General features: G+C 36.5%; 18 protein-coding genes. 11 read left to right on the top strand and 7 right to left on the bottom strand.

Annotated features, from left to right (window positions below; genetic code table 11):
* Window positions 1-63 precede the first annotated feature (63 nt).
* Genes DZ858_RS00455 through DZ858_RS00445 form a run of 3 tightly spaced genes read right to left on the bottom strand, consistent with a single transcriptional unit; the run spans window position 64 to window position 1,732 of the window.
* Entirely contained in the window at window positions 64-636 is a 573-nt protein-coding gene (locus tag DZ858_RS00455; protein ID WP_117157614.1) for a YceI family protein, read from the bottom strand.
* Window positions 637-651: 15 nt separating this feature from the next.
* Complete coding sequence (locus tag DZ858_RS00450; protein ID WP_117157613.1) at window positions 652-1,284, bottom strand: NAD(P)H-dependent oxidoreductase; 633 nt, start codon at window positions 1,282-1,284, stop codon at window positions 652-654.
* Window positions 1,277-1,732: a MarR family winged helix-turn-helix transcriptional regulator gene (locus DZ858_RS00445; protein ID WP_117157612.1), complete on the bottom strand. Its 456-nt coding sequence runs from the start codon at window positions 1,730-1,732 to the stop codon at window positions 1,277-1,279. The genes DZ858_RS00450 and DZ858_RS00445 overlap by 8 nt, the downstream gene beginning before the upstream one ends.
* Before the next feature lie 188 nt (window positions 1,733-1,920).
* On the opposite strand from DZ858_RS00445, the gene DZ858_RS00440 reads away from it, so the two are divergent.
* From DZ858_RS00440 to DZ858_RS00420, 5 genes are all read left to right on the top strand, one after another.
* Window positions 1,921-2,493: a TlpA family protein disulfide reductase gene (locus DZ858_RS00440; protein WP_117159473.1), complete on the top strand. Its 573-nt coding sequence runs from the start codon at window positions 1,921-1,923 to the stop codon at window positions 2,491-2,493.
* A gap of 12 nt (window positions 2,494-2,505) precedes the next feature.
* Window positions 2,506-3,198 carry a thioredoxin family protein gene (locus tag DZ858_RS00435; protein ID WP_117157611.1) on the top strand — a complete coding sequence of 231 codons (693 nt, stop codon included), beginning with the start codon at window positions 2,506-2,508 and terminating at the stop codon, window positions 3,196-3,198.
* Between the two features lie 165 nt (window positions 3,199-3,363).
* Window positions 3,364-3,672 carry a rhodanese-like domain-containing protein gene (locus DZ858_RS00430; protein ID WP_117157610.1) on the top strand — a complete coding sequence of 103 codons (309 nt, stop codon included), beginning with the start codon at window positions 3,364-3,366 and terminating at the stop codon, window positions 3,670-3,672.
* 123 nt (window positions 3,673-3,795) lie between these two features.
* On the top strand, window positions 3,796-4,077 hold the full coding sequence (locus DZ858_RS00425; protein WP_158548330.1) for a rhodanese-like domain-containing protein: 282 nt from the start codon (window positions 3,796-3,798) through the stop codon (window positions 4,075-4,077).
* 124 nt (window positions 4,078-4,201) lie between these two features.
* A complete protein-coding gene (locus tag DZ858_RS00420; RefSeq protein ID WP_117157608.1) occupies window positions 4,202-4,582 on the top strand; it encodes a hypothetical protein in 381 nt (126 codons plus the stop codon).
* A 61-nt stretch (window positions 4,583-4,643) separates the two neighbouring features.
* On the opposite strand, the gene DZ858_RS00415 is transcribed toward DZ858_RS00420, so the two are convergent.
* The 4 genes from DZ858_RS00415 to DZ858_RS00400 form a co-directional block, all read right to left on the bottom strand.
* Window positions 4,644-7,736, bottom strand: coding sequence for an efflux RND transporter permease subunit (locus DZ858_RS00415; RefSeq protein WP_239990692.1), 3,093 nt, complete (start codon window positions 7,734-7,736; stop codon window positions 4,644-4,646).
* A gap of 26 nt (window positions 7,737-7,762) precedes the next feature.
* The gene (locus DZ858_RS00410) at window positions 7,763-8,971 is read right to left on the bottom strand and encodes an efflux RND transporter periplasmic adaptor subunit (protein WP_117157607.1); all 1,209 of its coding nucleotides are present in this window, start codon (window positions 8,969-8,971) and stop codon (window positions 7,763-7,765) included.
* A gap of 19 nt (window positions 8,972-8,990) precedes the next feature.
* Entirely contained in the window at window positions 8,991-10,487 is a 1,497-nt protein-coding gene (locus DZ858_RS00405) for a TolC family protein (RefSeq protein WP_239990691.1), read from the bottom strand.
* 185 nt (window positions 10,488-10,672) lie between these two features.
* Window positions 10,673-11,821 (bottom strand): DUF2254 domain-containing protein, encoded by a 1,149-nt coding sequence (locus tag DZ858_RS00400; RefSeq protein WP_117157606.1) that lies wholly within the window; start codon window positions 11,819-11,821, stop codon window positions 10,673-10,675.
* 158 nt (window positions 11,822-11,979) lie between these two features.
* Here DZ858_RS00400 and DZ858_RS00395 point away from each other — a divergent pair, with 158 nt between their 5' ends.
* From DZ858_RS00395 to DZ858_RS00370, 6 genes are all read left to right on the top strand, one after another.
* A complete protein-coding gene (locus DZ858_RS00395; RefSeq protein ID WP_117157605.1) occupies window positions 11,980-13,554 on the top strand; it encodes a serine hydrolase in 1,575 nt (524 codons plus the stop codon).
* Window positions 13,555-13,680: 126 nt separating this feature from the next.
* Complete coding sequence (locus tag DZ858_RS00390; RefSeq protein WP_117157604.1) at window positions 13,681-13,908, top strand: hypothetical protein; 228 nt, start codon at window positions 13,681-13,683, stop codon at window positions 13,906-13,908.
* Window positions 13,909-14,391: 483 nt separating this feature from the next.
* Window positions 14,392-16,044 (top strand): tetratricopeptide repeat protein, encoded by a 1,653-nt coding sequence (locus DZ858_RS00385; RefSeq protein WP_117157603.1) that lies wholly within the window; start codon window positions 14,392-14,394, stop codon window positions 16,042-16,044.
* Between the two features lie 304 nt (window positions 16,045-16,348).
* Window positions 16,349-17,833, top strand: coding sequence for a T9SS type A sorting domain-containing protein (locus DZ858_RS00380; RefSeq protein ID WP_239990690.1), 1,485 nt, complete (start codon window positions 16,349-16,351; stop codon window positions 17,831-17,833).
* A gap of 33 nt (window positions 17,834-17,866) precedes the next feature.
* Complete coding sequence (locus DZ858_RS00375; protein WP_117157601.1) at window positions 17,867-21,178, top strand: fibronectin type III domain-containing protein; 3,312 nt, start codon at window positions 17,867-17,869, stop codon at window positions 21,176-21,178.
* Window positions 21,179-21,523: 345 nt separating this feature from the next.
* Entirely contained in the window at window positions 21,524-23,221 is a 1,698-nt protein-coding gene (locus DZ858_RS00370; RefSeq protein ID WP_117157600.1) for an SBBP repeat-containing protein, read from the top strand.
* The last annotated feature ends 32 nt before the right edge of the window (window positions 23,222-23,253 follow it).

Here is a 23,253-nt window from a genome sequence, read left to right as displayed (position 1 = left end):
GTGTTCATAAACTTATGATTTCAAAGATAGAAATGAAAGTTGTAATCCACAAACAACCAATGCTTAAAATTTTAAGGTTACATCTAAGGTGAAATCGTTAGAGATGGTATTATCACCCAAGTTATCGAAGAAACTACCCGAACCATAGCGTACACCAAATTTAGTACGGTCTATTTTAAAACTAGTCGTTGCAGCACTTTCACCCATGATTAAATCAAAGGTTACAGGTTCTGTTTTACCTTTTATGGTGATATCGCCGGTTACGGTATAGGTATTTCCGTCTTTAGTGGCATTATTGATAACCAATTGAGCTGTGGGATGATTTTCCACTCCAAAAAAGTCATCACTTTTTAGGTGACCTTCTAATTTTCCTTTATCTTCTCCTTTAAGGTCTGTTACGGTAATGGAAGTCATATCTACAGTGAATTTTCCGCCCGTTAATTGGTCTCCTTCCATTTCAAGATGGCCATCTTGTAAATTAATAGTCCCAGTATGTGAGCCTAATACTTTTTTTCCTTTCCATTCAATTGAACTTTCTGAAATATCTATTTTCTTTTCCATAGTTGATGTAAATGCGGCTGTGCCTGCTGCGACAGCCAAGATTAATACTGATTTTAAAATTGTTTTCTTTTTCATAGCAATTTTTTTAAGTTAAATAGTAGTAAATAATTCTTCTTTTTCTTTTCTTACTTTTAGGTTGTGTTGTGTCTCATCTTCTTCGCTTCGGTAGCCTATTGTTGCTATAACAGCTGTGTTCAAGCCTTTTTTATCTAGTCCAAGAATGTCATTGAAGACTTTGGCATCAAATCCTTCCATAGGGCAAACGTCCACTTTAATTTCGGCAGCTGCTGAAAGAAGGTTTCCTAAAACAATGTAGCTTTGGTTTTGCGCCCACTGAGCTTTTTGTTCAATAGAGAACTCACCAATTTTAGATTTCATGAAACTTGAAAAATTTGATAAACTTTCCAAAGGAAGCTCACGCACGGCACTAACATTTTCTATGTATGAATCGATTAGTTCATCTCCAAAACCTACTTTATTAGCAATTACAATTAGATGAGAAGCATCGGTAATTTGTGATTGATTCCATGCAGCTGGTTTAAGCTTTTCTCGAAGTTCGTTATTTTCAATTACTAAAATTTCATATGGCTGAAGTCCGTACGAAGAAGCCGATAACTGCATCGCTTCTTTTAGAAACTCTAAATCTGTATCGTTTATTTTTTTTGTGGTGTCAAACTTTTTGGTGGCATATCGCCAGTTTAAATTTTCAAGGTATTTACTCATCGTTTCTTAATTTATCTAATAGATTATTTAAAGTTTCTAGTTCTTCAGTATTTAAGTTTTTGACAACATTTTGATTTGCTTCCGTGATAATAGGGTCTAATTCTTTTAAAACAGACAAACCTTTTTCAGTAATAAGAATTTCTATTTTTCTTCGATTTTCGGGACAAACCTTTCGGGTCACTAATTTTTTTTGAATCAATTTGTCTACTAACCGCGTCGTGTTGCTATTGCGGTCAATCATACGTTCTTGTAGCGTAGATAAGTTGGCTGGTTTTCCTTTTTGGCCCCTTAAAATACGTAGTACATTATACTGTTGATTGGTAAGGTTGAAATCTTTAAAAACCGAAGTAGCCATTTCTATAACCCGAGAAGTATAAGCTATATTAATCACCGTTTTAGAGGTGATTTCCATAGGTTTTTTTGTCTTTATTACATCTTCAATTTCCATAATTGTATATACAATTGTTGTGCATACAAATGTATGCGTTTAATTCAAACGAAATAATAGTTTAACAAATTTTAACAAAAACTAATGCTGAAAAGAATGACTTTTAATTTTGAAAGATTGGAAATATGTTGCGTGAAATAAACGTTAAAAGAAAACTGACAATCAATTACTTTGAATATATTTCGACCATGAAAAAAATAGCATTACTACTGTTAATATTGATACTTCAAGCTTGTGCAGATGATAAAAAGAAGACGGAACCAAGAGTCGAACTTTCGGAGGAGGTTTCTGAAGACATTCAAAGTTTAGCTAAAGATGAGAAGAAAGAAGAACCAATTTCGGTTAGAATACCTTCCTATGATTTTGAAGCATTTCAGAAAAAAATACTTCAGAAAAGCAATGATACTACCTACGTAGTTAACTTTTGGGCCACGTGGTGTAAGCCCTGTGTAAAAGAGTTGCCGTATTTTGAAAGAATCAATAGAGAATATGCCGATAAAAAAGTAAAAGTAATCTTGGCAAGTTTAGACTTTCCTAATAAGGTGCAGAGTCAGGTGGTTCCTTTTATAAAAAAGAATAAATTACATTCTGAAATTGTTTTGCTGGACGATGCTGATGCCAATAGCTGGATTCCGCAAGTTTCCGAAAAATGGAGTGGCGCTATTCCTGCCACGGTAATTTATAAAAATGATAGTCGTACTTTTTACGAAAAATCGTTTACCTATGAAGAGTTAAAAACTGAAATACAAAAACTACTATAAAGCAATAACACAATGAAAACAGTATCAAAATACTTGCCTATGGCCATAATAGCCTTCTTATTAATTGGATTAGGCAGTTGTAAAAACGAAAATAAAAATCAAGAGGAAGTTGCCACTCATAAAAATGAAGAAGTTGCGATGGCTACGCCTGCAGAAGTTGAAAATGCTAAAGGCTATACAATTGGTGACCAAGCAACCGATTTTAAATTAAAAGATGTTGATGGCGATATGGTTTCCTTATCTGACTATCCAGATGCAAAAGGATTTGTTGTGATTTTTACGTGTAACACCTGTCCATTTGCAGTCGCAAGTGAAGAGCGTATGGTTGCTTTGGACCAAGAGTTTAAAGGCAAAGGCTATCCTGTAATTGCCATTAATCCTAATAATCCAGAAGTGCAACCAGACGATACCTACGAGTTAATGCAAGAAAAAGCAAAAGAAGCTGGATTTACCTTTCCATATTTGTATGACGAAAGCCAAACTATTTATGCAAAATACGGCGCGACCAAAACACCACACGTATACCTTTTGAAAAAAGAGAATGACAAAAACATAGTAAAATACATTGGAGCCATTGACGATAATGTGCGTAATGCCGAGGCGGTAAAAGATCGATTTTTAGCAAATGCAGTAAACGAATTATTGGCTGGAAAAGAAGTAACCGTAACCGAAACAAAAGCTATTGGTTGTACTGTAAAGCAGTAAAATATAACCTTGTGTTTTTATAAACCCGATTACATAATGTAATCGGGTTTTATCATTAGCATTTTTTTAAACCCTTAATGCACTTTATATCAAAACCTGTAACGTTTTTAATTTTTTTGCGTCTATAGCAATGAGAATCATTATTTTTACAAAAAATTAAAACCGATGGATTTAAGCCAACAAGAGTGGAGCGAAAAGCTTACCGAAGACGATAATGCACAGATTTTAGATGTCCGCACGGACGAAGAAGTAGCTGAAAAGCATATACCCAATGCTAAACAGATGGACATTCAGAATCCGCCAAAATTTATGGAGAAGCTACAGCAGTTGGATGCTTCAAAAAATTATTATGTGTATTGCCGTTCTGGCGCCCGAAGTGCTCAAGCCTGTGCTATTTTAAAGTCGCAAGGTTTCGAAAATTGCTATAATCTATTAGGAGGTATTACCGAATGGGAAGGCGAAACCGTTTCTTAAAACTTTATCATGAAAAATTATATTTTACTACCTATATTTAGTTTGTTAATCCTAGTCGTTTCGTGCGGTCAAAATAATTCTAGCAGAGTTGAGGTAATGGATCCTCACCACTTTTTAGAAACTATGGAAAGCGATGAGCAAAGTCAGTTGGTAGATGTACGCACCACAGAAGAGTTTGGTGTTAGCCATTTAAAAGATGCTCAAAACATCTGTGTAACAGATGCTGATTTTCAAGAAAAGATTAAGGACTTAGACAAAACAAAGCCTGTGTATGTCTATTGCCGAAGTGGTGGACGAAGTGCCCGTGCGGCAAAGATTCTTGAAGAAAACGGTTTTACTAAAGTGTACGATCTACAAGGGGGGATTACTTCTTGGGATGAACAAGGATTAGAAACTGAACAATAACTTTCATTTCTTCTTAAAATATTAACAGATTGATTTTTATCAGGTTAAAATAACGCTAAACTGCTGTTAACTTCAAGTGTCTATTCTTTTCTATAGCTATATTTAACATATAAATTGATATACTATGAAAAATCAAGATCAAATTATTCACGAAGAAATGCGTAAACTTATTAAGAAAAGTTGCGTTGTAGATTCACAATTAAATCCTGAATTTTATAGCTTTCAGAAGTCATTATTGAAGTTCTTTTTTAATGCTGCTTCGGTACTAATTGATAGGGATAGAAAAACCATTACTTTATATGGTGGTGCTATTGTAGATCACTCTCCTCGTTCTTTATATACTATTAACCAACTAGCAACGACTAATATATCATATAGTAATTTAGAAGAAACTTTAAAGGGATGCCTAGAGAAAGGTGAAAAAGAATCACGGTTTTATAAATCGCAGTTGTTTCATTATAATAATGTAGCACAAGTAGTAGTAGATGATGCTATTAGTGCGTAAGTAAAACCTTTTATATATTTTTAAAAGCTACCCAAAAAGGGTAGCTTTTTTAGTTCTGTAATTATTTTTTTCGCTCCACTGTTTTTCCTTTTTGAATGTATAGTACGGCATCTTCCAAAACTAAATACAAACACGGTACAATTACTAAAATAATCGATGTGGCGAAAACAATCCCAAAACCTAATGAAATGGCCATCGGAATTAAATGAAACGCTTGACTAGACGTTTCTAAAATAATAGGCGTTAATCCTCCAAAAGTGGTTAAGGTAGTCAATAAAATAGGCCGAAAACGGCGCAGTCCAGCTTCATGAATCGATTCATATATAGAATGATCTTTTCGTTTTTTATTTGCATAATCTATCATTATAAGCGAATCGTTTACAACCACTCCAGATAAAGCAATCACTCCCATTAAACTAACAATGGAAAGATCGTATCCTAAAAGAATATGTCCAATCACGGCACCTACAACTCCAAAAGGAATAGCCGTCATGACGATTAAAGGTTGTGTGTAACTGCTAAAGGCAATAGCTAATAACGCATACATAATCATCATAGCTAAAGAAAACCCACTCCACAGAGATTGTGTGGACTCTCTCATATCGGCTTGACTTCCTTCAAAGGTCCATGTAATACCAGGGTAATCAGCACGAAGTTGTGGTAACACTTCATTATTAATAGAAGCTAATACGCGCCCTACTGCATTTGAAGGTTCCACATCCATACCTACGTTAATGACACGGCGTCCATCCCGGCGGTTTATACTAGTAAAAGCCTCTCGTTGACTAACTGTTACCACGTCGAATAACGGAACTTCTACACTATCAGGGGTACGGATTAAGAAGTTCTCTAGGTTTTGTAAATTTTTACGTTCTTCTAAAGGTAATTTAACGCGAACTTCAATTTCATTAATACCTCTTAATTGGCGTATTGCTAATGCTCCGTAAAAAGCATCTCTAACTTGTCGCCCTACTTCATTAGAAGTGAGACCAAGGTTTCTGCCTTCCGGTAGTAGTTTGAAGTCGTATTGAAGTTTTCCCTTGTTGTAATTATCACTCACATCTCTTGTGTTGTCATATGCTTCCATCCGTTCAAAAAAAGCTTTGCTGGCACGTTCTAACGTTTCAACGTCGGTATGACTTAAATCTATACTAATTGCTTGACTGGCTCCGCCAGGACCTCTTTCTGCTTCAAAAGTTATTTGATCCACTCCTTCAATATCCCCAATGTTATCACGCCAAATAGCAATCATTTCTCTAGCTGTCATATCGCGGTCATCGGGCGGAAGCATTACAATTTCTACATCGATAAAATTTTGACCGCGTACGTTAGTTTTAATCCCTTCAGCAGCTTCGTATAGATTGTGGTCTTCAAACATTTGTTGCGTAGACTTTGTAATCTCTTCAGCTACTTTAGCAGCTTGGTCTGGCGTTGTACCTACCGGAAGTCGTACGCCAGCTTCTATTTCATCTGCTGCTACCTCGGGCATCATAATCATTCCCATATGGTCGCTGTAGCCATAACCTCCCACTACTAATAGTAGCGCTACTGCAATTGACAATGTGATATATCGATATTTAAGACATTTATCTAAAAATGGGCGATAGTGTGTGTCAACAAAACGTGTAAGACCATTTGAAAAATATTGTTGTCCTTTTTCTAAACGCAATACCCATTTTTTCTTTTTCTTTTTTTCTGAAAGATGCCCTAAGTGTGAAGGCAGAATAAACAAAGCTTCTAAAAGTGAAACTGCTAGAATAACAATCACTACAGCGGGTAAGGGTTGCCAAAATTTCCCTGTTTCACCAGGCATAAATAAAAGCGGTATAAATGCCACAATAGTAGTGATAATACTAAAGGTAACCGGTTTTGACACATCTTTTGTCCCTTTAATGGCGGCTTTCATAAAGGGTAATCCTTTTTGTCGGTATTCGTAGATGTTTTCACCTACTACAATCGCATCATCTACCACAATACCTAATACTACTAAAAATCCAAACATGGAAATCATATTGATACTGATGCCTATAAGCGGAAGCAAAATAACACCCCCTATAAAGGAAATAGTCATCCCAATCATTACCCAAAAGGCAAGCCGATACTCTAAAAATAAAGTAAGTATCACTAGGACGATGATAATTGCAAGCACTCCATTTTCAGTTAAGAGTGAAAGACGTTCCCGATAGTCTTCTGCACGGTTACTATCAATACGATATTGCACACCCGGAGGCAACTGAAAATCCTCCATGATCTCTTTCACCTTTTCTTCAATATCTAAAGGAGATTGGTCTCCTATGCGAAAAATTTCTAAGTCGATGGATGGAGTTTGATTAAACTGACCATGAAAGCCAGTTTCTTCAAAACCATCCGTTATGGTAGCAATTTCAGAGAGGGTTACTCGAGCTCCAGAATTAGAGGATAGTATGGTAATATCTCCAAACTCCTCCGCCCATTGCTTGCGTTCTTTCATTCGCAATAAAATCTCTTCACTTTGTGTTTCTACGGCTCCGGCAGGTACATCCTCACTAGATTGCGCAACAATATCGGCTACTTGCCCTAATGTAAGGTTGTATTGCCGTAAATTGTGCCTTGGTATTTCAATGTGGGTGACGTAATCAGGTACGTTTCCTATTTCAACTTGTGTAATTTCATCGTTACTTAAAAGACGGTTTCGTAAACGTTCGGTAAGGTTTCGTAAGGCTGTGATGTCTACATTTCCGTAGAGGCTAATTTGCATAACATCTCGCTGTCTAGACTGAAGTGCCACTTGAGGTTGCTCTATATCGTCTGGAAAAGTACGAATGCGGTTAACTGCTTGATCAATATCTTGAAAAGCTTTCATCCGGTCGGTGCCAGCTACTAATTCAATAAGAATTTCACCAGAACCCTCATTAGCGGTAGAAACAATTTCTTTAATACCTTGTATGCCGCGTATGGCTTCTTCTACAGGTAATAAGATACCTTGCTCTACTTCGGCAGGTGCTGCCCCTGGATATACCACATTTACTTCAACAAAGTCAAGCTGAAACTGCGGGAAAACCTCTTTTTGAATATTGAACATCGTCCAAATACCACCGCCAATTAAGAGGATCATGATTAAATTTGCAATAATGGAATTCCTGGCCATATACCCAATAGCTCCTTCTTTCCTCACTTTTTTTTCTTGATTATCCTCCACGATTATTGCTCCTCTTTACTTTTGTTTTGAGTTGTTTCTTGAATGGAATCACTTTCTTCATTTCGCAAGGCAATGCCTTCGGCTACAGTACTTAAATTGGTTGTGACTATTTTTTCATTGTCCTCTAATCCTGAGCGGATATAGGCGTATTTTGAATCAGTGAGTACTATATCTACTTTCCGAATGCTTAATTTTCCTTCGTCCATAACCCAAACAGTTTGATTGCTGCGAACATAGCCTCTATCTAACCGAACTATATCTTCTATGATTTTAGATTCTAAATGAGCTTCAACAAAAGAACCTATTATTAATTTAGGCAGATTAGAATCTGATTCATAACCTAAGGGGTCTGGTACTTTTACCAAAACTCTCGCCAAACGAGTTTGATTGTCTAATGCACCTATCTGTTTGTTTAAATAGCCTATTCGATAGGTGTCTTTATCCCAGGCTGTTGTGTGCTTTATTTTTACTATAGATCCTTTTTCAGAATCGGTGTCGGGGAAAGTGAGCCATTTTAATTGAGAAACCGGAACAGTAACAGTTACCCAATAATAATCGGAACCTACCAAGCGCCCTAAGTTATCTCCCGGTGCTACTTGAGACCCTTCGGTCACATTTTGGCTTATCACATGGGCATCAAAAGGAGCTTTGATAGTAGTTCTTGTAACATTTGTTTCTGCTTGGTTGACGGAAGCTTTCGCTGCTTTAACGGTGGCGCGAACAGCATCCAATTGTGGTCTTCTTAAGACTAATTGCCGTTCCTTATCGCTTAACGAGTCAATTCCGGCTAATTCTAAATCTTTTTCCGCTACCTGTTGTCTTCCCATTTCTACCTCTAAATTAGTTTGTGCTTGAAGCAGTTCACTTTGTCTTAGTTCTAAGGTGTTTCTGAAATCTGAAGGGTCTATCTGTAATAAGGTTTGTCCTTTTTTTACAAAACTACCCGGCGTGAACTTTGGAGATCTACGGATTATTTGCCCATTAACTAAAGGACTAAGCATGATATCTTCAACCGGCTGTACCGTTCCAGTAGCTTGTAAAGTAGGTTGATAGTCTCCTTTCTTTACTTGTACCGTGTTAACAAGCATAGCAGTTTGTTTGGTCGCACCTTCACTTTCAGCAGTAGGTTCTGTAAAAAAGATAAAAAAGGTAATCACTACAGCTGCAAGTAGGATAACCAAGCATATAAGGAGTATTTTTTTATTTTTCATACTGGTAGTGCTTTGTTTGCTATGGTGTTGCTGGGTTTTCTATTTCAAAACTACCAGCCAAGGCGCGGTATAAATCAATTCTTATTTCTAGTTGTGTTTGCTCAGCAGAAATTACATCCCTTCTTAACTGTTGTTCTTGATTTAAGGAAAGTAAGACATCTAAATATTCACTAGCGCCATATAAAAATTCAATTTTTAATTGACGATTTACCTTTTCTGTTAGTTTTAATTGCCGTTTTAGGCTTTCTAATTGTTCCTTTTGTTTTTGTTCTTGAAGAAGAGCATCTTCTACTTCGCGAAAGGAGGTAAGTACGGTTTGTCCATAAGTATATAATTGCTGGTTTTTTAGTGCTTCGGTACGGTCTATTTCGGCACGTATTTGCCCTCCATAAAATAAGGGTGCTACAATATTTGCGGCTAAACTATAGGCCCATTCCTTAAAAAGATCATCATAAGCATTAGATCGAAACTGTCCCGTTGCAGATACTGAAAGGCGGGGATATTGACTGCGCACTGCTTCTGCCATATCGCGATCTGCTGCTAATAATAGATGTTGTGCTTGTTGTACATCAGGGCGTTTTCTAATAAGTTCTAATGGCAGTCCAGTTTCTGGTAACGGAGGTAAGGCAGGTAAACTGTCGTTAGCGATTGGTATCGGGTTATTTTGAGGTGCCTCTCCTAGTAATACGGCTAATTGATTTTGTAAAAGAGCTACATCAGTTTCGTAGCCTATTTTTATATTGCGGGTAGATTCTAATAATTGTCGCTGGCGTAAGATATCTACTGCTCGAGTTTGACCACTGCTAAACCTTGTTTGAATTAATTTTACAATATCGTTGTTAGTTTCAATTTGTTGATTAACTAATGTTAATTGACGTTGCGCGGTTACTAGCTGATACCAAATTGTGGCTATTTGTGTAGAAAGAACTAGAGCCGTAGTTTGGTAGTCGTAAAAACTAGCTTGTGCTCGAAAAGCTTCTGCTTGTTTTGCAGAACGGAGCCGTCCCCATAAATCAAATTCATAAGAGGCCGAGAATCCTAGTTGAATATCTTCACCTCCAGTAAAATTAGCTTGTGGTCTGTTTAAGGATGTTCTTGCATTGGCTTCAACTTGTGGCCATAGGGTGGAAGCTTGACGCTTTTTTATGGCTCTTGCAGCTAAAACTTGTTGCCAAGTAGCCGCTAATTCCATGTTTTTGCTTAAAGCAGAATCTATTAATGTATTTAATGTTGTGTCTTTAAAGGTGGTCCACCATTTTTCGGGAATTACTTCTGTACCTGTATATGAAAAAGATTGTGGTTCCTCTACAGGAGGTGAAATATTAGTTAATTTTGGTGCACAAGAATTGATTAAAAATAGAACGCATAGAATAATGAGTACCCTTAATGAACAAAGATACCGAGAGGCAGATTGGCTGCAAGAGTGCGTACTATTGATGTTATTAAAACTAATAGTAAGGTACAGTTTAGTGCAAATACCTCTTATTGTGTGCTTGTAAAACCAATAGAGGTGCAATTTTTTTCTTTAGGAAATTAATCCTCTTTTTTCTAAAGTTATGACTTTTTTAATGAGTTGACAAACATAAGCTTGTACTCAAGCTATTATTTGATTAAAATTGAAGGGTATTTCTATAGTTAAAATTAGTAGGGCTTTAGATTTTGTAGAAAAGCTAAATTGAAGTTTATATTTTTTTTCAAACTTTAAATATCTGAATAGTTACAAGTCTTATAATTTTGGCATCTTTTGTTTATTATTTCCAAAGCGTTGTTGAGTTTTGATATAAGAGCGGGATCATCTTTCATATATCGTTTCATTTCAGTAAAACAGATATACCGTAGTTTATTAAATGGAACTGTTTTGTAATAAATGAGTTCACCATTTACAGTTTTATATGCATTGTGATCTTTTATTTTGGCACGAAGAATAAAAAGCTGTGTAATATAATCTATAGTAGTAAGGGAGGTGCCGGGGTCGTTAATAGCAGGACTGCTGGCTTTAATAGCTACTTCTACAAAGTGTTTAAATCCTATTTCAGGAACATCCATAGGCTCGTTGAGGTTTACTTCAAGTACGCGCCAAATTTTCTTTAAAAGCTTGTGGTCTGGTTTAATAGAAATATATAAAAGCGTTTCATTTTCTAACACAAAATTGCCAATTTCGGGAGCTATCTTCGCTATAAAACCATGTTTTTTTGCAAGTTTGGATAAGTAGTCAAGGTCGACATTTTGCAGATAGCCGCATTTTTTTGTTTTTATTTTGTGAGCCAAATTTTCGGGCTCATCGATTTTTAAAAACGTACCGTTTGGCTCTATACTCTTTTGAAGATTTTTTCGAGTATTTTCAAAAGATTCATTAAGTATATAGTTAATGTGAATACTTTGTGAAACGGTGTGCAGAAAATATATAAAAATACCCACACATATCACTGCGAATAATAAGGCTAATGCTGCGCCAAGATCGGGAAAAGGTTTTTCTGAACTGTTTGTGACAAATAGTGCCAAAACCAATCCATATACAATAGTTCCACTAGTAAAGCCCAAAATAATTTTATGATCTCGCTGTGATAGTAATAATGGAATTAAACGTGGCGAAAAGTTGCTAATACTTCGGTTTAACACATTCATCACCATGGTATAACTGAAAACCGTTAAGGTGAAAATACCCGTAATAACAAAACTGATAATGGTTTGAATATTGCTTTTATCGGTTATCGCAAGAAACTCTAAAGCGGTGCCTTTAACTTGTATGGGGAATGCTACAATTACGGTGGCCAAAGCTCCAAAAGCAAAGGCAATTAAAAAAGGCACAAAGGCGATGTTATGTATTAGTCTTTTTAGTCGGTTAAGCATAGTAACAAATATAGGTTTTTTTGGGTTTCGGAGCTTTGGTATACATTTTAAAACTCCTTTGTGTTTTGAGATTCACTCAGTCACCTGTTTACTATCCTTAAAGAATTTAATACCTTTATACCAAATTAAATAATTCTTCTTTCCATATATGTACTTCTATGAAAAAAGTTACTTTCAATATTATTTTTAGTTTAATATTTTTCTTTTTAGCCACCTCAATTGGCTTTTCACAAGCACTTACCTCTAAACAAATTGACAGTCTGGTAGAAAAAACAATGACAACCTTCAATGTTCCCGGTATGGCGGTTGCTGTTTTAAAAGATGGAGAAGTGATTTCAAAAAAAGGATATGGAGTGCAGTCGCTTAAAACAAATAAACCTGTTGATACTAAAACCATGTTTGGAGTGGCTTCCAATACCAAGGCATTTACTTCGGCGGCTTTGGCGCAATTAATTGACCAAGGGAAATTGGAATGGGACACCAAGGTAAGCGATATTATTCCGGAGTTTAAACTCTACAATCCGTATGTGACCAATGCGTTTACCGTACGGGATTTATTGACGCACCGCAGTGGTTTGGGGTTGGGTGCCGGAGATTTGATGATCTTCCCTGCAAACAACACAACGACCAAGGCAGAAATGATCCACAACCTTCGGTATTTAAAGCCGGTTTCATCCTTTCGGTCTAAGTTTGATTATGACAACTTATTGTATATAGTGGCTGGGGAAGTGGTTGCTCGGGTTTCAGGGCAACCGTATGATGCGTATATAAAAGAACACTTCTTTAATCCATTAAATATGGATCGTACTACACTGGATGGAAATAAAATTGCAAACGATGACAACTGTATTGATGGTCACGCGCCCGTAAATGGCAAACTGGAAATCACAGGCGCTACCTTTACAAAAGTATCTGATCCTGCAGGCGGAATTTATTCATCTATCGATGATATGGCGAACTGGGTACAAGTGCGATTGGATCACGGGAAGTATGGTTTTAAAAAGCAAGACAGTTTGTTCAGTGAACAAGCTCATCGAGAAATGTGGACCCCACAAACAATACTCCGCACCGGAAAAGGAGCATACAATACTCATTTTTATGCCTATGGATTGGGATGGTTTTTAAAAGATGTAAACGGTTATTTTCAAGCCAGTCATACTGGTGGTCTGTTGGGGATTGTAAGTCAAGTGACTTTAATTCCAGAACTAGATTTGGGTATTATTGTGCTTACTAATCAGCAATCGGGTGCTGCGTTTACGGCTATTACTAATTCTATTAAAGATGGTTATTTTGGAATATCTAATGCTAACCGTATAAAGCAATACAATGAGTCTCGACTTAAGCGTGAAAAACAAGCAGATAGCATCACTGCTTCGGTAGAAAAAAAGATTGCTGCATCGTTGAAAAACAAAGCTTCAAAACCAAATGTAAAGGCATATACCGGAACGTATAGCGATCCTTGGTTCGGGAAAGTGATGGTTAGTCAAAAAAGTAACGAACTTTATTTTACTTCTGAAAAATCCAAAGATCTTACTGGAACCTTGCAATTCTATAAAGGAACTACTTATGTAGTGCGCTGGGATGATCCTTCATTAAAGGCCGATGCTTTTGTCATCTTTTCATTAGATACCGAAGGGCGTGCTAATGGTTTTACCATGAAAGCTATTTCACCATTGACTGATTTTAGTTATGATTTTCAAGATTTAGATTTTGCTAGAATAAATGAAAAGTAACTTCAATAGGGGCAAAACCATCCTTTTGAACCTTGTTAACACTGCATGTTAAAGGGTATTAAAGTTTTAGAAGAAAAGGAAAAACAAAACTAACTTTAAAAAGAAATATCATTTAAAAAGATTGTTATGGCAAAAAATAAAAAAACACCGATGCTCGATAAGGATAAGAAAAATGAGCAAGATATAGAAAACCAAGACTACTCGGGTGAACCCAATAGCAAACCCGAAAAACCTAAAAAACCTACCAAGGAAAACCCAAAAAAGGTTCCTGAATCTAACGATCCTGCTGGTTATAGTGATAATGGTGATACAAAAGAATCACCTTCGGGACAAAGAGAGGGAAATAATAAATAGTAGGTGTACATACGGAAGCAAACATAACCTTATAACTTACTATGTGGATATCGAGAGATAGCCCTCTGTTATTTTAAATGGAATCATTCCAATGGATGTTGAAGGTTTTTTAATTGCATTATTCCACCTAACTTTTCAATCTGCCTAGTAACTCTATCGTACATTCCCTATTTTTCTTAAACGGAATTATCACTTCTTGCTTTTTTTTCATTGAACTATTTTTTAATGAAGCTGTACGGGTTTATCAAGAGTACTAAATACAAACTTTCTTTATATAAAAGATAATTTTAAAACGTAAACCAATTATCTTTATAGGCTACTAAGCATGATTCATATTAATTAAATTTATTAATGTAATTTTTTTTATGAATATGCTGTGTTTCTATAAATATTATTCAACATAGAGGTCATAGATTATTAATTATAGTAGTTACTAAGGGTTTAACTACCGCTACTAACATTTAATTTCAAAAAAAAAGGTTAATGCGCTTTTATTATTATCATCTGTTTTTGTTATTAACTTTATTGCTGCCACTACAAGGCATCGCTCAAAGTGAAACCAAATCGGAAGTTATAGAACGTATTGATTTAGGGATAGAGTACATGTCAAAAAAGGAACACCTTCTTTCTATTGAAGAGTTGTTTTCAGCAAAAGAAAAGGCTCTTCAAGAAGGATGGTATTTACAAGCTTTCACAGCAACGTTAAATATTGGTACTAACTATTATATGATGTTGGATTATGGGGAGGCGTTGCAGTATTATTTACAAGCCTATGAAATAGCAATAAACCATCTGGAGGCTCGACAAAAAAAGACGGTATATAATAATATAGGGGTGTTATATATAGAAGAAAAAGACTCCATAAAGGCAGAGGAGTATTTTTTAAAGGCTTATAACATTGCCAAACAAATAGGAGATAAAGAACAAATAGGAGCATGCGCTGTTAATTTAGCTTTACTAGCTAATGAAATGGGAAAAGTTGATGTTGCTAGTGCCTATATAGAAGAAGCAGAACCTTTATTAGATAAAAAAAAGAATGTAATCTTATTGGCAAAAATTGCAAGAGTTGAAAACCTGCTATTAAGAAATCAATTAGTTCAAGCTGAAAGATTAGCATTAAAAACATTACCGCAATTAGATAACCTTTCTATAGTTGCAGAAGGCGCTACAGTAAATTCTAAAATCACACTACTATTAATAATTAGCAATATATACAAGCAACAAAATAAATATCAAAAAGCTAGAGAGTACGCATTAATAGCAAGAGGAGAGCAAAAAAATATTGAGGGGCGTATAGAGATTTACGAGCGTCTTTCAACACTCTATCCAACCAAGGATTTACTTCCTATTGCCATGGCCTATAAAGATTCAGTACAAATTGCTTCAGATTCTCTGGATGCAAAAAAAAATGGGGCACTTTTTAAGAGTGAAAAAGTGAAACTCCAAATTCAAAACTACAAGCATGACTTATTAGAGAGTAAAAAAATTAGAGAACAAGAAAAACAATTTTTCTACAAATTAATTATAGGTGTTATTGTCGTGATGGGCTTTCTTATATGGCTTTATAAAAATAACGCACTTAAATACAAACAGCGAAAAAAAATTGTAGAGCTTGAATTAGCTAAAGAGAAAAGCGATCATTTGCTACAAGAAAGACAACAACAACAAAAGGAGGCTATGGTATTACTTGAAAAAGAGCGCCTAAAAAACGAATTAGAAAGAAAAAACAGAGAGTTAACGGCTAAAGCTATGTCTCTAGCTAGCAAAAATGAATTGATAGAAGAGGTGGTACAATCTTTATCTAGCAATGTGAAAATAGCCAATGATGTCCGGCTTAAAACTCAAATAAACGATTTAAAAGCGCATCTTAAAAATGACACTCAGTGGGATAGTTTTTTCACCCATTTTGAAGAGCTAAATCGCGGTTTTCTCACCAGACTCATGGCTAAACACAAAAAACTTACTTCTAACGACATCCGATTCTTAACATTTATATATATGAATTTAAGTTATAAGGAAATAGCATCGCTATTAAACATTACTTCTCAGTCTTGCCGAAAACGAAAAGAGCGTATTTCCAAAAAAATGGACGTTCCAGACCATATTTCTCTTCAAGCCTATCTTTCAGCGATTTAATTGATTTTGTCACTTTTTATTTTGTGCATGTCACGAAATGTCCAAGTTATTTTTCCTTAAAACATACAACTGACTTCTATATTTATCAATAAGTAAATTTTTGTTAATCATAAGAAAAGCAGGGAGTGTTTAAAAAGGTGAAAAGGTTTCTTTTGCTTCTTAATAGTAACGTGTCTAAGCATACTTTTTTACTTTATAGTTGTTTACTTCAATCGAATTATCATTTTCGATTCTTTTTTAGGCATCCCTGTTTTCTTTTGACCAAAATATGTAACCAATTATAAATTTTAAATATATGATAAAGATGAATACTACAAAGACGATTACTGTGCTTTTATGTCTTCTAGCCAGTGTAACAGGAACTGCTCAATTTGAAGAAGTGACTAAAGTGGTTAGTGAAGACAGAGAAGGCCGAGCTGAATACGGAACCTCTGTAGCAATAAATGAAAATTTTGCTGTTGTAGGAGCTTCACGAGAAAATGGAGCGTCAGGAGCTGCATATATGTATGCAAAGGATAATGAGGGTGAATGGAGTTTTATGCAAAAAATAGCTGCAACCGATTCTAATAATGGAGCAGAATATGGCGGCGGAGCAGCCTTTGTTGATGACTATGTAGTGGTTGCAGCAGGAAGAGCCGATGTAGAAGGTGTTATCCGTGCCGGTGCATTATATGTGTACGAACAAAATAACAACGTTTGGGAATTAAATTCAAAATTGATTGCTTCAGATTATAGTAGTGATGCTAAGATGGGGATGAATCCTACGTCCCTAGCCACAGAAAATAATACCATAGTTGCGGGAGCGCCAGGAGAGAATGCTTGGACAGGCTCTGTGTATATATTTACCGAGCAAGAAGGTACTTGGACAGAAACACAAAAGATAATGGCTCCTAATCCGCAATCGCCTGAGGCATTTGGAATAGGTGTGGCAATATCGGGGGATCAATTAGCAGTCGGATCCGATAAGGTTTATGACCTTAAAGGTGCTGTTTTTATGTATACCAAAAATAATGATGGTATATGGGAATATGATCAAACAGTAGTAGCATCTGATGGTGTGGCTGAAGATTACTTTGGAAACTCTATTAGCATTTTAGATGACCAAATGGTCATAGGAGCCTATGGTGTAGATAATGAGTTGGGTAAAGCCTACATTTTTGAAAAAAATTCAGAAGGTATTTGGGAAGAGGTGCAAATAGTAATGAGCGATCCTACAACAGATCGAACGCAATTTGGATGGTCTACTGATATTCAAGAAGATATGATTATGGTGTCAGCACCACATATTTATGGTAATGAAGTGGGGGAAGTTTTTATGTATAAAAAAACTTCATCAGGTACATGGGTAGAAGATCAACGAATCCAGGGTGAAGATACAGAAGGCGAAGATTTTTATGGATGGTGTGTAGCAATGTATGAAGATCAAGTAATTGTGGGGTCACCAAGAGAAGACCATGACGTAAATGGAGATAACGAAATAGGAGATGCAGGAGCAGCTTATATATTTAAGGATCCAACCTTATTAGGTGGAGAAAATAATGAAGTGTTTGCTAATCAAATTCGCTTATACCCTAACCCAACACAGAACGACTTACATATAGAAAGTCAGTCAAATGCAATAACTCAACTAAAGGTTTATACCATAAGTGGCGTATTACTACAAGAAGTTAATGCATTAAACAAAAACAATATAACATTAAACACATCAAGCTATAGCAGTGGGGTTTATTTTATAAATGTAACGCTTGAAGACGGTTCAAAAGTTATTCAAAAAGTACTTAAAAACTAATTGAGATAAACAGTAAGTTATAAAGATAAAGGAATGAAAAATAATACAGTTTTAACCTTTGTTATAGTACTCATTTTGACTACTTGGCAGAGTTCAGCCCAATTTTTAGAAAGTTTTGATACTGAAATCCCACGCGATTGGACGATAGATGATAACGATGGTCAAGGGGGAACGTGGCAGCATCAAACTGCTCATAGCTACCGCGGTGTTGGTGGAGTTCGTATTAATTATGAAGACAATCCACATGACGATTATTTAATTAGCCCTCAATTTACAGTAAATACGGGTATTTCAGATCAAGTCTCTTTTTATGCTGGAGGTACAGGAGCTACATTTCCAGAAACCTTCGACGTTAAATTATCTACTACAGGGACAAGACCGTCCGATTTTACAGTAGTATTAGGGTCTGAAATCACTATTGCCGATGTAGATGATCTAGGGCAGTATATAAATTATAGCTATAGTCTTGCCTCTTATACAGGACAAGATGTATATGTAGCGATAGTAGCAACAAGTCCACCAGCATTCCAATTGTATGTTGATGAATTTTCGGTTACTGCTTTACCTAGTTGTCCAAAACCTTCAAATATCACGGCTGCGAACATAAGCGCTTCCTCGGTAGATGTTAGTTGGAATGAAGGACAAGACGAGACAGAGTGGACGGTAACCTATGGAGAAATAGGATTCGATCCAGAAAGAGATGGACAAACACTTGTAGTTTCAGGTACACCTGCCGCTACTTTAATTAACCTAACACCAAACACTACGTATGATATATATGTAAGAGCAATATGTGCTTGGGGAACAGATGAAAGCGAACAAGCTGGGCCTTTACAAGTACAGACTCCTTGTATGCCTGCTAGAACCCCCTTTAATGAAGGGTTTGAAAGTGGGTATGCCGATGGAAATCAGCTAGATGGGTGTTGGTCTCAAGAGTTGATAAGCAATACGTATTGGAAAACAAACTCCTCCATTACCAATGACGATAGAGCACCGCGAACGGGCGATTGGAATATTTACTTGACGTACGGAAGCGAAACTTGGATGTATTATCCAGTGTCGGTCCAAACAGATGTAAATTATACCTTTACGTTATATGCGAGACAAAGTAATTCAGCTGGGGCAGAGATTTCAGTAAAGTATGGAACTTCGAATACGGCCAGTGCTATGACGGAAGAAATAGTACCAGTTACCCAAATAACCAGTGGTGATTATCAAGAAGTAACCAATTCATTCACTGCAACACGTTCAGAAACCATATATATTGGAGTTAAGGGAAAAATAAATAGTGGTTTCTTTCCATTTTATATGTCAGTAGATGATATTTCTTTTACCGAAACTACATCTTGTTTTAAACCAATTGATTTAATAACCGATGCTACTACCGCTACCACAGCAGATGTAAGCTGGAGTCCAGTTGGAGCTGAAACAGAATGGATGTTAAAATACGGTGAGCCTGGTTTTGATCCCGAAACAGAAGGAACCTCATTACAGGTAAACAGCAACCCTAATGGTACTATAACAGATCTTATTCCGGCCCATATTTATAATGTATATGTGCAAGCACAATGTGGAGGAAGCGATGGAAACAGTGCTTTTACAGGACCGTTAACGGTAAAAACCCGTCCGGTAAATGATAATATCTGTGATGCAGCTCCATTAATAGTGGACGAAGGTTGTACTACTGGTAGCTTTACCAATGTGGGTGCTACGCTTGAGGCTAACGAGCCACAAGGAAGTTGTTTTGAAGCTGCCGGAGACCAAACCGTGTGGTTTACATTTGAAGCACCACCAAGTGGGAATATAACAGTGACAACCGATTTTGAAGGCGGAACCCTTTCAGATAATGAATTAGCAATATATACAGCACCAGGTGATTGTAATGATTTTACAACCATGGGAGAAGAAATAGGCTGTGATGAAGATGGAGGTACTACCGGAACGGGATTTTTATCGACGGTTACCTTAACCGATTTAATTCCGGGGGTTACGTATTATGCGCAAGTAAACGGATTTGTAAGTTTTGGTGATGGTACTTTTGAAGGAACCTTCTGTATTGAAGTACAAGACGATGGACCGAGTTGTGCAGCTCCTACCGATGTAGTGGTTAATGACATTACACCAAATTCAGCAACAGTTAGCTGGACACCAGGTGATAGAGAACCAGAATGGGAAATTCTATACGGTCCTACTGGGTTTAACCCAACCACAGGGGGCACCTTTGTAATTGACAATGATGGTACGTTAGGAGAAACACTTACCAGTCTAGAAGCAAATATAACTTATGATGTTTACGTTCGTGCTATTTGCAACCCAATCGATGAGAGCTTTTTAAGTGAGGTGGTAACGTTTACTACGGTGGTAGCACCCCCAGTGAACGACGATGTATGTAATGCACTTTCTTTGATTGTAGATCAAACTTGTAACGGAAACTCATATGCCAATATAGGGGCAACGGCACAACGTGATGAGACACAAGGAGCATGTTTAAACCCGATACCTAATGCCACAGTATGGTTTACGTTTACAGCTCCAGCAAGTGGAAATGTAACGGTAACTACCAATATAGGAGCAAGTGATTTGGAAGATACACAAATGACGGTATATGAAGCGCCTTCAGATTGTACAAATCTCACCACTATGGGGGCTGAAATAGGTTGTAACGATGATGTAGATGCAGGTAATGGCGAATACTTATCTACTGTACAGTTAACAGCACTTACAGCAGGGGAAACCTACTATGTTCAAATTAATGGCTATAACGGCGAAGAAGGAAATTTTTGTATAGAAGTACGTGACGATGGTATGGCTTGTCCAGCTCCTAGTAATATAGAAGTGGCTAATGTAACAACCACGACTGCTGATGTAAGTTGGCGTGTAAACGGAACTGAAACCGAATGGGAAGTTAGATATGGCTCAATAGGATTCAATCCTACTACAGAAGGTTTCTTTAAGATAGATACCGATGGCGATCCTGGTATTACAATAGACAACTTAAATGCCAATACCGAATATGATGTGTACGTACGTGCTCTGTGTAGTAGTGATACAGAAAGTGTGTTTGAAGGGCCTATCCCATTTACAACTATGGAATTAACGGTAGCTTCGAATAGCTTTACGAGCTTTTCTTTTTATCCAAACCCTATAGAAAATGAATTGACGCTTTCAGCACAAGAGTCTATCGACCAGGTTGTAATCTACAATTTATTAGGTCAAGTAATGAAAGAAGCTACCCCTAACGCTTCACACATGACCATGCATATGGCAACGTTACGCCCAGGTGTATACCTTATGGAAGTAACCCTTGATGGCAGTAAAAAGAGTTTCCGCTTATTAAAAGAATAAATTTACTTAGTTAGTAATCCGGAATCTATTTGTATTTTTTTAACAGGTAAGGCTGCTCAGTATGAGCAGCCTTTTTTTTGTATTGTTTTGTACAGAAAAACCAAACCTTAAACTTTCGTTTTCTTAAATTGCCCCGTTTGGTATTCTTGGGATGGTTAACCAAGGTAAAATGAATTGGATAACGAACGGATGTCGAAAATCATATATATAGAATTTTTACGTCGTTCCAGACTTTTAGGGGGCTATAAATAGGGTTCACTGCTTCCAATGGAGCACGTAATTGGTTTTTTATGGGTTTATTTGTTTTCATAAATTAATAATTAACCTTGTTTAAATTTCAATAATATGATGATTAAAAATTATAGTGTATGGCTTTTTTGTCTTTGTATCTCGTTTACCACCTTCGCACAATCCTATGAATGGGGTGGCCGATTTGGAGGTGCTGGAGAGGATGTCGTAAAAAAAATGCACGTGGATGCGGAAGGCAATAGCTACGTAACCGGATATTTTACAGATACCGCCGATTTTGATATTACCAATAACGAATCCAACCTTACTTCCAACGGGTTTTATGATGTGTTTGTTCAAAAGACCAATACAGAAGGCAATCTAGAATGGGCAGTGAGTATAGGGGGAGCTATGTTTGATTATGGTACGGGTATCACAACAGACAGTCAAGGTAATGTTTACGTCACCGGCTATTTTGATGAAACGGTTGATTTTAACCCTGGCGGAGGCGAATGGCTTTTAACCTCACAAGGTGGAGGTGATATTTTTATACTAAAACTTACTAGCAATGGAGAATTTGTTTGGGCAAAGAGTGTAGGCGGTACCGGATATGAAGAATCGACCTCTATTGATGTAGACGAATTAGGAAACGTATATATTCTAGGGTATTTATATGAAACTGTAGATTTTGACCCCAATCTAGGAGAAGCATTATTAACGAGTCAAGGAGGGAGTGATACTTTTTTATTACAGTTGGACAGTGCAGGCAATTTTGTAAATGTCTATAGTTATGGCGGAGAGGATTTAGATTTAGCCCTTGACCTTTCTGTAAAGAGTAGTAGTGAACTATTTATTTCAGGTTATTTTGCAGGAACTACAGATTTAGATCCCCGCCCTATTGAGGAGTATACAGTTACGGCCTCAGGAACAGGTTTTGCAGGCTATACGATGCAAATTGATGAAACCGGAGCTATAACGAATATAGCCCTTACAGAAGGAGGGAACATCAATGTATATGCAATTGCGTATGATACTAGTAACAATATGTATATTACAGGTAATTTTGATGGTACAGTTAATTTTGCTCCAGCATCAGGAAGTAGTGAGTATACCTTTACTAGTAATGAAGCATATAACGGTTTTGTACTAAAAGTATTAGCAGATGGTAGTGTAGCTTGGGCTAAACATATGGCTTCTGATAATGCTTATTTTACTTACGATATAGTAGTGGGGGCTAATGAAAATGTATATACTACTGGATACTTTAGTGGTACTGCAGATTTTAACCCAGATCCAACGGAAGAATTTATGCTCTCTAATGAGTCTACGAACCCGTCTCAGGCTTTTTTGCTTAGCTTAGATTCCGATGGAGAATTTGTAAGTGCTTATCAATTTGGAGGGGTAGGCTTTATCGATACCCATCAATTAGGAATTGATGACGAAAATAATATTTATTTAGCGGCTCAGTTTGAAACAACAGTAGATTTAAATCCGCTTCCTACTGAAACCGAAGAAGTAACTAGTATCGATTTTAGAGATAACTACTTGTTTAAATTTATAGACGGAACACTCAGTACATCTACAAATAAACTCGATACCATTCAAGTGTATCCCAATCCGACTACTAGTCGTTTACGCATACAGACAACTGACAAACTATTGGGAGAAAAGTATACTATTTATAATCTAATAGGCCAAAAAATAGCAAATGGGACCCTAACAGAAAATTTAGAAATACCAGTTGATGGCTTAAAAAGCGGACTCTATGTGCTTACAATAGCCAATCAAAATAGCTTTAAATTTATAAAACGGTAGCAATCAGATAAGAAGGCCACGTTGTTTTTTAG

This window comes from Marixanthomonas ophiurae, from assembly GCF_003413745.1.
Taxonomy (GTDB): Bacteria; Bacteroidota; Bacteroidia; order Flavobacteriales; family Flavobacteriaceae; genus Marixanthomonas; species Marixanthomonas ophiurae.
This window is presented reverse-complemented; position numbering and strand designations above follow the sequence as displayed.